This is a genomic window from Streptomyces sp. NPDC030245 (assembly GCF_055572995.1).
The window spans coordinates 157,701-169,427 of record NZ_JBVICF010000007.1 but is presented as its reverse complement, the minus strand read 5'-3'; the positions used below and the strand labels follow the sequence as shown (position 1 = coordinate 169,427).

Here is an 11,727-nt window from a genome sequence, read left to right as displayed (position 1 = left end):
CCTTTACCCGCTTCACCCCGAAGGGGTCGGCTCAGCCCTGTCCTCTTCCGTCGCGAGCACCTGATCGAACACCTCCTCGGGGAACGGCTCCAGGCCGGTGCCCTCCGTCAGGAGATAGGCCTGCGCCTCGCCGACGTGGAAGTACATACCGTGCAGCTCAAGATCACCTTCGGCAAGTCGGCGCGCCACCGACTCATGCGCCTTCAAGTGCTCCAACTGCTGCACCACATTGGTGAGACAGAGCTGCTCCACCGCGTCGGCGGGGGCTCTTCCCGCCAGGCGCGCCCACGCCCTGTCCTGCGCGCCCATCCGCTCCACGCTCGGCAGGCCGTGCCGCAGCCACCGCTTGAGCGGTGTCTGGGCGCCACCGGGCGGGGCGCTGAGCAGCGCCTGCATGGCGCCGCACCCGGAGTGCCCGCACACGGTGATGGACCGCACCTGGAGCACATCGACCGCGTACTCGATGGCGGCGCCCACCGAGTCGTCACCGCTCTCGGCACCCGGCAGCGGCACCAGATTGCCCACATTGCGCACGACGAAGAGGTCACCGGGGCCGCTCGACGTGATCATCGAAGTGACGACCCGGGAGTCCGCGCACGTCAGGAAGAGCTGTGCGGGCTGCTGGCCCTCGCGCGCGAGCCTGGCGAGCTCACCCCGCACATGAGGCGCCGTGTTCCGCTGGAAGGCGCTGATGCCGCTGGCCAGTTGATGCCCGCTGGGCCGGCGCACCGCCCGCCCGTCCCGCTGCTCCTCCTGCGGCCGGTCGCAGTGGTGGTTGCGCCACGGCGCCCAGGGCCGGCAGCAGGAGTGGGAGGAGCTGGCGGGCTCGGCGATACGGGTCCCGGAGCGGCCGGTGATCTCGACGCTGCCGCCGTGCGCGGTGTGCGAGTCCTGCCAGCACTGAAGCGATTCGTACGCGGCGTGGTCCATGAAGGAACCGTCCAGCTCCACGATGACGTCCGACCCCTGCGGGACGAGGTGCAGCGCCTTGCTGAGCCGGGGCACCGCGAGGAACGTCAACTGCCCGCGCACCCGCAGGCGGTGGACGCCCGCGTCGTCCTCGCAGTGGGTGATACGGGTGCGGGCGAGCCGGTGCAGCGAGACGGCGACGGCGACGGCGACGCCGAGTGCCACGCCTTCGAGGACACCGAGGAAGACCACGCCGAGGGTGGTGACGGCGTAGACGACGATCTCGCGGTGGCGGGTGATGGTCCGGATGTGGTTCAGGCTGACCATCTGGATGCCGACGGCCATGACGAGGGCGGCGAGGGCGGCGAGGGGGATCAGCTCCAGGACGGGAACCAGGAGGAGTGAGGCCACCACTACCCAAACGCCGTGCAGCATCGTGGAGTTCCTGCTGACGGCGCCCGCGCGCACATTGGCCATGCTGCGCACCGCGACTCCGGCGACGGGGAGGCCGCCGAGCGCACCGGACACGATGTTCGCCGAGCCCTGGCCGAGCAGTTCGCGGTCGAGGTCGGAGCGGCGCACGCCCGCGTGCAGCTCGGCCTGGCTCGCGACGACCTTGTCGACGGCGACGGCGCCGAGCAGCGACTGCACGCTGCACACCAGCGTGATGGTGAGCACTGCGGCGACGAGCCCCAGCGCGGGACCTTCCGGCAGCCCGACGAGCGCGTGACTGCGCCAGGACGGCAGGTCGACCTTGTCGACGTGGAGCCGGGCGAGCGAGGAGACGGCGGTCGCGGCGGCGACGGCGACGAGGGCCGCGGGCAGCACACGGGCCATGCGCCCGGCCCGCCCGGGGATCCGCGGCCAGAGCAGCAGGATCGCCAGCGTCAGGACACTGATCGTCAGGGCGGCCGGATGCAGGTCGGCGAGCTGGGCGGGCAGCGCTCTGAGGTTGTCGAGGACGACGCTCTGCGGGGTGCCCCCGAGCACGATGTGCAGCTGGGCGACGGCGATGGTGACGCCGATGCCGGCCAGCATGCCGTGGACGACGGCGGGGCTGACGGCGAGAGCCGTGCGGGCCACGCGCAGGCAGCCGAGGCCGAGTTGGGAGAGTCCGGCGAGGACGGTGATGGCGCAGGTGGTCCGCCAGCCGTACTGGTGGATGAGGTCGGCGGTGACCACGGTGAGCCCGGCGGCGGGGCCGCTGACTTGCAGCGGTGATCCGCCGAGCGCTCCGACGAGGATGCCGCCGACGGCGGCGGCGACGAGGCCCGCCTGGAGCGGTGCCCCGGTGGCGAGGGCGATGCCGAGGGACAGCGGCAACGCGATCAGGAAGACGGCGACCGACGCGGAGAGGTCGGCCCCCGCGATGCGGAATCGCTTGCCGGGCGGCGGGGCGTGGGGCTCCTGGTCGCGTGGCGTGTGATCCGAGTCGGTGGTGCGAGTGGGGACGCAGGCAGACATGTTTCCCGTCTCCTCCGGGGCAGCGCGGTCGCGGACAAGGGGTCCTCCGGAGGTCCCCGGAGGCAGATCGCGGCCGTGGGTCACGGCGTGACAGCGGCGGGATTTCTCAACTCTCGGTAAACGAACCGTAATCCAGAGTAAAGGATCTGGGCGAACTTTCGCGGCAAATGGGGCAATAGGTCACTCTGATGAGTGAATAAAAAAGGTAAGCGGCTTGTCGTACCATCGCTTTTTGGACTCCGTGCGAACTTCGGTGTGTTATGTCCCGACTTGCACGGAAAGTAGGTGGGCGGAACATGGCCGCCACCCGGAGGATCACCGCGAGCCTCACCGCCCTGGCGGCGTGTGGAGCCGCACTGGCCGGCTGTGCCGGCGGAAGCGCCGGCTCGAAGGAGGGCGCTCACGGCGCGAAGAAGGCGGCCGGTGCCCCGGCGCCCAAGAGCGCCGTCCGCCTGATCGGTGACGGCTCCACCGCCTTCACCGGAAAACAGCCGAACCTGCCGAGACCCGCCCGCCTCAAGCCGGGCCAGAAGCCACCGCAGTTCGTCGTCTTCTCCTGGGACGGGGCGGGCGAGGACAGCCAGAAGCTGTTCTCCCACTTCCGCAAGGTGGCCAAGCGGAACAACGCGACGATGACCTACTTCCTCAGCGGCGTGTACATGCTCCCCGAGGGGAAGCGCAGGCTCTACAAACCGCCGCAGCACGCGGCCGGCAGTTCGGACATCGGCTTCAATGACCGCGGCGGGATCAAGGACACCGTGACGCAGCTCCGCGGCGCCTGGCTGGAGGGCAACGAGATCGGCACGCACTTCAACGGCCACTTCTGCGGCAGCGGCCGCGGGGTGGGCGAGTGGTCCGTCGAGGACTGGAAGAGCGAGATCCGGCAGGCCAAGTCCTTCGTGAAGGCCTGGAAGACGAACACGGGCATGAAGAAGGCGCAGCCCCTGCCCTTCGACTACGACAAGGAGCTGATCGGCGCCCGCACCCCCTGCCTCGAAGGCCGCAAGAACTTCCTGCGGGCCGCGGGGGAGCTGGGCTTCCGCTATGACACGAGCGGCGTGAACGACCAGGTCTGGCCCAAGAAGAAGGAGGGGCTGTGGGACCTGTCGATGCAGCTCGTCCCGGTCCCCGGCCGCAAGTTCGAGACGCTCACCATGGACTACAACTTCATGGTGAACCAGTCCGGTTCGACCTCACAGGGGGACCCGGACATGCACGAGTACTGGGGCGACCAGATGCGTGACGGTCTGCTCCAGGGCTTCGACCGCGCCTACCGCGGCAACCGCGCGCCCCTGATCATCGGCAACCACTTCGAGTCCTGGAACGGCGGCGCGTACATGCGCGCCATCGAGGAGACCATCGAGGCGGTCTGCACCAAGCGCGACGTGCGCTGTGTCTCCTTCCGCCAACTCGCGGACTGGCTCGACGCGCAGGACCCGAAGACGCTGAAGAGGCTGACCAAGCTGCGGGTCGGCAAGGAGCCGAAGGAAGGCTGGGCGGCGTTCCTCTCCGCCCAGCCCGCGCCGGCCCCGAAGGGGGTCCCGGGCGCTCCGGCGATCAAGCGGTAGTCCGCGCCGGCCCGTCAGGCCGTGGCGGTCATGCGCTCACGCAGCACGAAGTCGGGGTCGACCTGGGCAGCCAGGTCGGCCCCCGTGCGCTCGTTGCCCCAGCTCTGCGCGTTCTTCAGGTGGAAGTGCACCATCTGGCTGGTGTACCGCTCCCAGTCGCGTCGGTCGTACGAGGCGTCGACGGCGTCCTGGATCACTTGCAGGGAACGGCGGTTGTCCTCCTCCAGGAGCTCGAAGCGCGGCGGGTGGCCCTTCTCCATGGCGCGCACCCAGTCCGAGTGGCCGACGGTCACCAGGAGGTCGTCACCGACCTGCTCGCGCAGGAAGTCGACGTCGTCCGGGCCCTGCACCTTGTTGCCGACGACGGCGAGGCCGACGCCGAAGTCCCGGGCGTACTCCTTGTACTGTCGATAGACGGAGACCCCCTTCCTCGTCGGCTCCGCCACCAGGAACGTCATGTCGAAGCGCGTGAACATGCCGGAGGCGAAGGAGTCCGATCCTGCGGTCATGTCCACGACCGCGTACTCGTCGCGGCCGTCCACCAGGTGGTTCAGGCACAGCTCCACCGCTCCTGTCTTGGAGTGGTAGCAGGCGACACCGAGGTCGGCTTCGGTGAACGGCCCGGTGACCATCAAACGTACGGTGGCGTCGTCCAGTTCCACGGGCCGCGCGCACGCGTCGTAGACGGGGTTGTCCTCGCGCACCCGCAGGAGCCGGGAGCCCTCGCCGGGAGGCGTCGTCTTGATCATGGTGTCCGCCGAGGTGATCCGCGGGTTCGAGCCCCGCAGATAGTCCTTGATCAGGGGCAGGCGGGCGCCCAGGGCGGGCAGCTCGGCGGCCACTGCCTCGTCGAGCCCCAGCGCGGGGCCCAAGTGCTGGTTGATGTCGGCGTCCACCGCGATGACGGGCGCGCCGGTGGCGGCGAGGTGGCGGATGAAGAGCGAGGACAGCGTGGTCTTGCCGCTGCCGCCCTTCCCTACGAAAGCGATTTTCATAACCACGAAGCGTAGCGGCTCGGGTGCGGTGCGTGCCCGACCCGCGTGAAGAAGACCACTCCTTCGTGGAGCGCGGCCCGGAAGTACGTAGGGTCGTACTCATGAGTACGACAGCCGATCCGATTGCGGCCCTGGGCGCACTGCCCGGCGTGGCCGACTCCGTGGACTCCGTGCGCAAGGCCGTGGACCGGGTCTACGGGCACCGGATCATGCGGCGCCGCAGCAACGAGATCACCTCCGAGGCGGCGCTGCGCGGCGCCCGTGGCTCCGCCGCGCTCTCCGGCGCCGAGTGGGCGCTCGAGGAGGTGCGGCGGCGCACCGACTTCAGCGGCGACGACGAGGCGCGCACGGTGGGCGCGGCCCTGCGGCTGACCGCCGAGTCCGGTCAACTCCTGTCCATCTGGCGGCAGTCGCCGCTGCGGGTCCTGGCGCGCCTGCACCTGGTCGCCGCCGCGGACTCCACCGAAGGCGCGGGCCGGCCGAGGCTGGCGGGCGAGCCCGTCGACGAACCGCTGGTCGAGCTGCCCCTGCCGGACGCGGACGAGGTGGCGGGCCGCCTCGAAGGCCTCTCCCAGCTGATCATCGCGGGCAGCGCGGCGCCGGCTCTCGTGACGGCCGCCGTGGTCCACGGCGAACTCCTCAGCCTGCGCCCCTTCGGCTCGCACAACGGCCTGGTGGCGCGGGCCGCCGAACGCATCGTCCTGGTGGGCAGCGGCCTCGACCCGAAGTCGATCTGCCCGGCCGAGGCAGGGTGTGCGGAGTTGGGCAGGGCGACCTACATGGCGGCTCTCGACGGTTACGCGTCCGGCACGCCGGAGGGCATGGCGGCCTGGATCGCCCACTGCGGCAAGGCGGTCGAGCTCGGCGTCAGGGAGTCGGCGGCGGTGTGCGAGGCGCTGCAACGGGGCGCGGCGTAAGGGCGCTCCACGCCCTCGACGGCGCTCTACGTAGAGGCCCGAAAAGGGTTGCGGCGGTACGGAATCCGTACCGCCGCTGGCATGTCCACCGAGTTACCAAGCGTCCTCGAAGTGTTGCCCATCAGGTCGGGAACATTGCCCGTCACCTGGTGCGGCTGGCCCGTAATCGACGGGTCGACGTCGCGTGGGTGCTCGGTGTTCATGCTTCGGTCCGTGGGGCCTTTGCTGCGTTAAAAGGTGATCCTCTCGGATGTCCTTGGTCTCGCGGGCCGTTGACTCCTTTGTACTCCTGTCCTGGAGTGATCGGAAGTGGTGACCGCACTTCTTTACTTTTAGGTTCAAACAGGAGCGAATCAGGCATATGCGTGCGGCCTGATTGTTCGGCGTCCGGCTCGCGTCGTCCGACGGTTCAGCTCGCGGCCGGGCGGCGGCGGCTGGCGAACCAGACGAGGCCCGCCGTGGCCGCCGCGGCGCCGACCGCTGCCGCCGCGACGAGGGCGGGGCGCGGCGGCGCGGGCAGGCGCTGCTTCAGGCGGACCGGCCGGTGGAAGTCGAGGATCGGCCACGCGCGCGTGAGCGCCTCGCGGCGCAGCGCGCGGTCCGGATTGACCGCGAAGGGATGCCCGACGGCCTCCAGCATCGGCAGATCGGTCGCGGAGTCGCTGTAGGCGTAACAGCGGTCGAGGTCGTACGCCTCCGACCGGGCGAGCTCCTTGATCGCCTCCGCCTTGGTGGGGCCGTACGCGTAGTACTCCACCTCACCCGTGAAGCAGCCGTCGTCCCCCACCACCATGCGGGTCGCCACCACTCGGTCCGCGCCCAGGAGCTCACCGATCGGCTCGACGACCTCCGCGCCCGACGTGGAGACGATGACGACGTCGCGGCCCGCGGCGTGGTGCTCCTCGATGAGGGACGCGGCCTCGTCGTAGATGATCGGGTCGATCAGGTCGTGCAGGGTCTCGGCGACGATCTCCTTGACCTGCTGCACGTTCCAGCCGCGGCACAGTGCGGACAGGTACTCGCGCATCCGCTCCATCTGGTCGTGGTCGGCGCCGCCGGCCAGGAAGACGAACTGCGCGTACGCGGTGCGCAGCACCGCTCTGCGGTTGATCAGGCCGCCTTGGTAGAAGGACTTGCTGAACGTGAGCGTGCTCGACTTCGCAATGACCGTCTTGTCCAGGTCAAAGAACGCGGCGGTGCGAGGCAAGGAGTGGTTTTCCACGAGGCCGAGCATAGGCGCCCACCATTCGGCGTAAGCTGAGGCGCGTGGGTTTGCCTGAGAAGGCTCTCGGGTACACCATGGAAGTCACGGATCGTTCGCGACCGTGCTAACCCGGTCTGGCTCCTCCCCCCCCGAGTCGGACCGTGGGGACGACCCCCGCTCTCCCCCCCGGCGGGGGTCGTCGCATGTCCGGATGGGTTTTTGGGCCCTCCGTTGATCCTCTTTCGGCCCTTGAGCCGTTCTCTTCGCCGCCTCGACCGTCTTTCGTGGCGCCCAAGATCCGTCACCGAGGGTAGTCGTGACGCTGCTCTGCGGAAGTTCTGTCATCGGCGTGTGTTGTCACTGGTATGGGTGACCGGGATATTCACAGCCATCGCCTTGTCCACAGTTATTGAGCAAGATCCACACCATTTCCATCCGGGCCGCACGCTGATTCTGCTCGTCCCGCTCGCGAAGTTCCGGCCGGATTGCCGGCCCGGTTCTTCGTGATCGCGGGGCGCTGCATTCACAGACTTGCGGCGAAGGGGATGAGGATCGTGGGGATCGCGGAGACCGTGGGGATCGCGGGTGGAGTCGGTGCGCGGGACGGGTCCGCGCCGACCGACGGATGGCAGGGCGGGCGGCAGGGCGGACAGCAAGGCCGGCGGCAGGGCGGGCCGCTGATCGTCACGGAGGACGTGGAGCTGCTCGACGACCTGTTGCGGCTGTGCGCCGCGGCGGGAGCGGTGCCCGAGGTGCATCACGGCGGACCCGGGTGCGGGGAGGGCTGGGACGCGGCCCCGCTCGTCCTGGTCGGGGATGACGCGGTGGACCGGGTGCGGGGAGCCGTGCGGCGGCGGGGTGTGCTGCTGATCGGGCGGGACCCGGACGATCCCGACGTCTGGCGGCGGGCGGTGGAGATCGGCGCCGACCAGGTGCTGCTCCTGCCCGACGGCGAGCAGTGGCTCGTGGACCGCATCGCCGACGTGGCCGAGGGCGTGGGGCGGGCCGCGCTCACCGTCGGGGTCATCGGCGGCCGTGGTGGTGCCGGGGCGTCCACCCTGGCCTGCGCCCTCGCGGTCACGGCGGCGCGCGCCGGGCGGCGCACGATGCTCGTCGACGCGGACCCGCTGGGCGGCGGACTCGACGTGCTCCTCGGCGGTGAGGGCGCCGAAGGACTCCGGTGGCCGGCCTTCGCCGCCTCGCGGGGCAGGGTCGGTGGCGGCGCGCTGGAGGAGTCACTTCCGGAGCTGCATGCGCTGCGGGTCCTGAGCTGGGACCGGGGAGAGGCGGTCACGATCACCCCGGAGGCCGTGCGGGCGGTCGTCGCGGCCTCCCGGAGGCGCGGCGGCACGGTGGTCCTGGACCTGCCCCGCCGAGTCGACGAGACGGCCGCGGAGGCACTGGCGCAGGTGGATCTCGGGCTCTTGGTGGTGCCGCCGGAGCTGCGCGCGGTGGCGGGGGCGCGCCGGGTGGCGTCGGACGCGGGAGCGGTGCTGCGCGATCTGCGCGTGGTGGTCGCGCGGGGCGCGGGCCTCGGAGCGGCCGGTGGGCTCGACTCCGAGGAGGTGGCGCGGCTGCTCGGGCTGCCACTGGCAGGGGAGGTGCCCTGGGAGGCCGGGCTCGCGGCGTCGCTGGCCGCGGGGTCGCCGCCCGGGGGAGCCGCGCGCGGGCCGCTGGCGCGGTTCTGCACCGCCTTGTGGGACCGGCTGCCGGTCGACGCCGCGGCAGGTGGCGCATGAGCGCGGTGGTCGGGGCCCGGATGCTGGACGGGGTGCGGCAGTGGCTCGCGGAGAGCGGCACGGAGCCGACCCCGGCCAGGGTCGCCGAAGCGCTGCGGGCGCAGGGCCGGGTCCTCGGTGACACGGAGATCCTCGGCGCCGCGGAACAGCTGCGGTCGGAGCTGGTCGGGGCCGGCCCTCTGGAACCGCTGCTCGCGGACGCCTCGGTGACCGATGTGCTGGTCTCCGCGCCCGACCGGGTCTGGGTGGACCGGGGCGGGGGCCTGGAGCTCACGGGCGTCACGTTCCGGGACGCGGCCGCGGTGCGGCGGCTCGCCCAGCGCCTCGCCGCCGTGGCGGGGCGACGCCTCGACGACGCGCGGCCCTGGGTCGACGCACGCCTCCCGGACGGCACCCGTCTGCACGCCGTCCTGCCACCCGTGGCGGTCGGCTCGACCTGCCTCTCCCTGCGGGTCGTGCGCCCCAAGGCCTTCACCCTCACGGAACTGGTCACCGCGGGCACGGTCCCGCCCGGCGGCGACCGGATCCTGCGGGCCCTGCTCGACGCCCGGCTGTCCTTCCTGATCAGCGGTGGCACCGGCAGCGGCAAGACGACCCTGCTCAGCGCGCTGCTCGGCCTGGTGGGCACCACGGAGCGGATCGTGCTCGCGGAGGACTCCGCCGAGCTGAAGCCCGAGCACCCCCACGTGGTCCGCCTGGAGTCGAGGCCGGCGAACCAGGAAGGAGCGGGTCTCGTCGGCCTCGACGACCTGGTGCGACAGGCGCTGCGCATGCGTCCGGACCGGCTGGTCGTCGGTGAGGTGCGGGGCCCGGAGGTGGTGCACCTGCTGGCCGCGCTGAACACGGGGCACGAAGGCGGCTGCGGCACGGTCCACGCCAACGCCGCGTCGGACGTACCGGCCCGCTTGGAAGCCCTGGGAACGGCCGCGGGACTCGACAGGGCAGCCCTGCACAGCCAGTTGGCGGCCGCGCTGTCGGTGGTCATCCATCTCGTACGGGACCGGGCCGGACGCCGCCGCATCGCAGAGGTGCATGTACTGGAGCGGGCGGACTCCGGCCTGGTGGAGACCGTGCCGGCGCTGCGCTGGGGCGAGACGGCCTTCACCCGCGAGCGGGGTTGGAAGCGACTGAACGCCCTGCTCGGGAGCGTGCCTTGGGGCGGAACCCGATGAACGCCCCGATGAGCACCTTGCCGAGCACCTTGATGTGGGCGTCCGTCCTCTGCGCGGGAGGCGCGGCCTGGTTCCTCGGCCGCTGGAACCACGAAGCCCGCCGCGCACACGCACTGTTCGCGACCGATCCGTCATACGCACCCCGAGCCCGGCGCTGGCGCCACATGCTCGCCACAGGGCGCGGCCGAATGGGCCACGAATGGTGGTGCCTGGCGGCCGGGGCGGTGATTTCGCTGCTGGGGGAGTCCGTCGCGCCGCTGATCGTGGGCGCGGCAGGGGTGCCGGTCGCGGCACGCGTGCGGCGCGCCCGGGACGCGGGCCGGGCGCGGGAGCGCCGGGGCGCGGCGGTGATCGCGCTGTGCGGAGAGATCGCGGGCGAGGTGCGGGCGGGGCGGCAGCCGGGGGAGTCACTGCGACTGGCCCTGGACGAATCCGGCGCGGGCGTGGGGTCCGGTGTCACCCGGAGCGCGGTGCTTGCGGCGGCTCGGTTCGGCGGCGACGTACCGGGGGCCCTGCGGCAGGCGGCCCAAGAGCCGGGTGCCGAAGGCCTGCTGGGGCTCGCGGCGTGCTGGCGGGTCGCGGTGGACCGCGGCGCGGGACTCGCCGTGGGCCTGGAACGACTGGAGAGCGCACTGCGTGCCGAGCGCGACCAACGTCTCGACCTGCGCGCCCAGTTGGCGGGCTCCCGATCGACAGCTGTGATGCTCGCCGGTCTGCCGGTGCTGGGTCTGCTGATGGGCAGCGCACTCGGGGCGGACCCGCTGCGGGTGCTGCTCCATACAGGTCCGGGGATGGCGTGTCTGGCGGCGGGCGGAGTGCTGGAGGGCGCCGGGGTGTGGTGGGCGCTGCGCATCGTGCGAGGGGCGGAGGGCCGATGAACGTTTTCCACAGGCTGGGGGTGACCGTGTGGGAAATCGCGGCCGTGCTCTGGCTCGCGCTGACAGCGCTGGCGTCGCGACGCGAGAGAACGCTGCGCCGCCGAGCGGCGAAGGTCCTGAACGTTCAGGCGGCAGCGAAGGGCCTGCACATGCAGAAAGAACGACCCGCGCCCAGCCGGGCGTCCCGATCTCCCGGATCCCGCGAGTGGCTCCTTGCGGCAGGCATGGCGAGCGCTGCCTACGCCCTGCTGGGCGGATGGCCGGGCCTGCTGACCGGAGCAGGTGTCGGTTACGTCGTCCGGCGACACAGCAAACGAAAACGAGCCGCCGCGCAGACCCCGGACCACGGCACACGCGTGCCGCCCCCGGAAGCAGCACGACAACTCCCCTTGGCGGCAGACCTCCTGGCGGCCTGCGTCGCAGCGGGTGCGAGCCCAGTATCGGCGGCTCAGGCGGTCGGGGAATCCCTCCAGGGCCCGGTCGGCACGCGACTGGCACGCGGCGCGGCTGAGGTGTGGCTGGGCGGCGAACCAGCGCACGCCTGGCAGCACTTGGCCGTCCTGCCCGGCGCCGCGCCACTGGCCCGACTCCTGGAGCGGGCGGGCGAATCCGGAGCGCCGGCAGCGGACCCAGTGGCCCGCCTGGCGGCGGACGTCAGGGCGGAGCGCGCCAGGACGGCGACGGCCGGAGCACGACGAGCAGCGGTCCTGATGACGGCCCCGGTGGGCCTGTGCTTCCTGCCGGCCTTTGTGGCGCTGGGAGTACTGCCGGTGGTCATCGGACTGGCGGAGGGACTGCTGAGCGGGGGGTGAGGACTTGAGGCGACAACCGACAACCGACAACTAGCAACCGACAAATGGCGGGACAGGCAAGGAGTTTGG

At 71.5% G+C, this 11,727-nt stretch carries 9 protein-coding genes; 6 read left to right on the top strand and 3 right to left on the bottom strand.

The genetic code is table 11. From position 1 onward, the window contains the following. Positions 1–12: 12 nt before the first annotated feature. Positions 13–2,373: a bifunctional SulP family inorganic anion transporter/carbonic anhydrase gene (locus ACZ4Z4_RS20305; protein ID WP_468328749.1), complete on the bottom strand. Its 2,361-nt coding sequence runs from the start codon at positions 2,371–2,373 to the stop codon at positions 13–15. A gap of 296 nt (positions 2,374–2,669) precedes the next feature. Between ACZ4Z4_RS20305 and ACZ4Z4_RS20300 the strand changes: the two genes are divergently transcribed. After that, positions 2,670–3,941 (top strand): polysaccharide deacetylase family protein, encoded by a 1,272-nt coding sequence (locus ACZ4Z4_RS20300; protein ID WP_468328747.1) that lies wholly within the window; start codon positions 2,670–2,672, stop codon positions 3,939–3,941. Positions 3,942–3,955: 14 nt separating this feature from the next. Here ACZ4Z4_RS20300 and ACZ4Z4_RS20295 read toward each other — a convergent pair whose 3' ends face one another. Next, the gene (locus ACZ4Z4_RS20295; protein ID WP_468328745.1) at positions 3,956–4,936 is read right to left on the bottom strand and encodes an ATP-binding protein; all 981 of its coding nucleotides are present in this window, start codon (positions 4,934–4,936) and stop codon (positions 3,956–3,958) included. 101 nt (positions 4,937–5,037) lie between these two features. Here ACZ4Z4_RS20295 and ACZ4Z4_RS20290 point away from each other — a divergent pair, with 101 nt between their 5' ends. Beyond that, a complete protein-coding gene (locus ACZ4Z4_RS20290) occupies positions 5,038–5,853 on the top strand; it encodes a Fic family protein (RefSeq protein ID WP_468328743.1) in 816 nt (271 codons plus the stop codon). Positions 5,854–6,262: 409 nt separating this feature from the next. Here the strand turns inward: ACZ4Z4_RS20290 and ACZ4Z4_RS20285 are convergent, their stop codons facing one another. Beyond that, entirely contained in the window at positions 6,263–7,087 is an 825-nt protein-coding gene (locus ACZ4Z4_RS20285; protein WP_468328741.1) for an HAD family hydrolase, read from the bottom strand. Positions 7,088–7,734: 647 nt separating this feature from the next. Here ACZ4Z4_RS20285 and ssd point away from each other — a divergent pair. Genes ssd through ACZ4Z4_RS20265 form a run of 4 tightly spaced genes read left to right on the top strand, consistent with a single transcriptional unit; the run spans position 7,735 to position 11,658 of the window. Continuing rightward, complete coding sequence (ssd, locus tag ACZ4Z4_RS20280; protein WP_468329441.1) at positions 7,735–8,796, top strand: septum site-determining protein Ssd; 1,062 nt, start codon at positions 7,735–7,737, stop codon at positions 8,794–8,796. Next, a complete protein-coding gene (locus ACZ4Z4_RS20275; RefSeq protein WP_468328739.1) occupies positions 8,793–9,968 on the top strand; it encodes a TadA family conjugal transfer-associated ATPase in 1,176 nt (391 codons plus the stop codon). The genes ssd and ACZ4Z4_RS20275 overlap by 4 nt, the downstream gene beginning before the upstream one ends. An 8-nt stretch (positions 9,969–9,976) precedes the next feature. Then, entirely contained in the window at positions 9,977–10,846 is an 870-nt protein-coding gene (locus tag ACZ4Z4_RS20270) for a type II secretion system F family protein (protein WP_468328737.1), read from the top strand. Further along, entirely contained in the window at positions 10,843–11,658 is an 816-nt protein-coding gene (locus tag ACZ4Z4_RS20265) for a type II secretion system F family protein (protein WP_468328735.1), read from the top strand. The genes ACZ4Z4_RS20270 and ACZ4Z4_RS20265 overlap by 4 nt, the downstream gene beginning before the upstream one ends. Positions 11,659–11,727: the final 69 nt, after the last annotated feature.

Excerpts from the sequence above, each read along its gene's own strand:
- ACZ4Z4_RS20305 (WP_468328749.1), bottom strand. The coding sequence starts at position 2,373 with ATGTCTGCCTGCGTCCCCACTCGCACCACCGACTCGGATCACACGCCA.
- ACZ4Z4_RS20300 (WP_468328747.1), top strand. The coding sequence starts at position 2,670 with ATGGCCGCCACCCGGAGGATCACCGCGAGCCTCACCGCCCTGGCGGCG.
- ACZ4Z4_RS20295 (WP_468328745.1), bottom strand. The coding sequence starts at position 4,936 with ATGAAAATCGCTTTCGTAGGGAAGGGCGGCAGCGGCAAGACCACGCTG.
- ACZ4Z4_RS20290 (WP_468328743.1), top strand. The coding sequence starts at position 5,038 with ATGAGTACGACAGCCGATCCGATTGCGGCCCTGGGCGCACTGCCCGGC.
- ACZ4Z4_RS20285 (WP_468328741.1), bottom strand. The coding sequence starts at position 7,087 with ATGCTCGGCCTCGTGGAAAACCACTCCTTGCCTCGCACCGCCGCGTTC.
- ACZ4Z4_RS20275 (WP_468328739.1), top strand. The coding sequence starts at position 8,793 with ATGAGCGCGGTGGTCGGGGCCCGGATGCTGGACGGGGTGCGGCAGTGG.
- ACZ4Z4_RS20270 (WP_468328737.1), top strand. The coding sequence starts at position 9,977 with ATGAGCACCTTGCCGAGCACCTTGATGTGGGCGTCCGTCCTCTGCGCG.
- ACZ4Z4_RS20265 (WP_468328735.1), top strand. The coding sequence starts at position 10,843 with ATGAACGTTTTCCACAGGCTGGGGGTGACCGTGTGGGAAATCGCGGCC.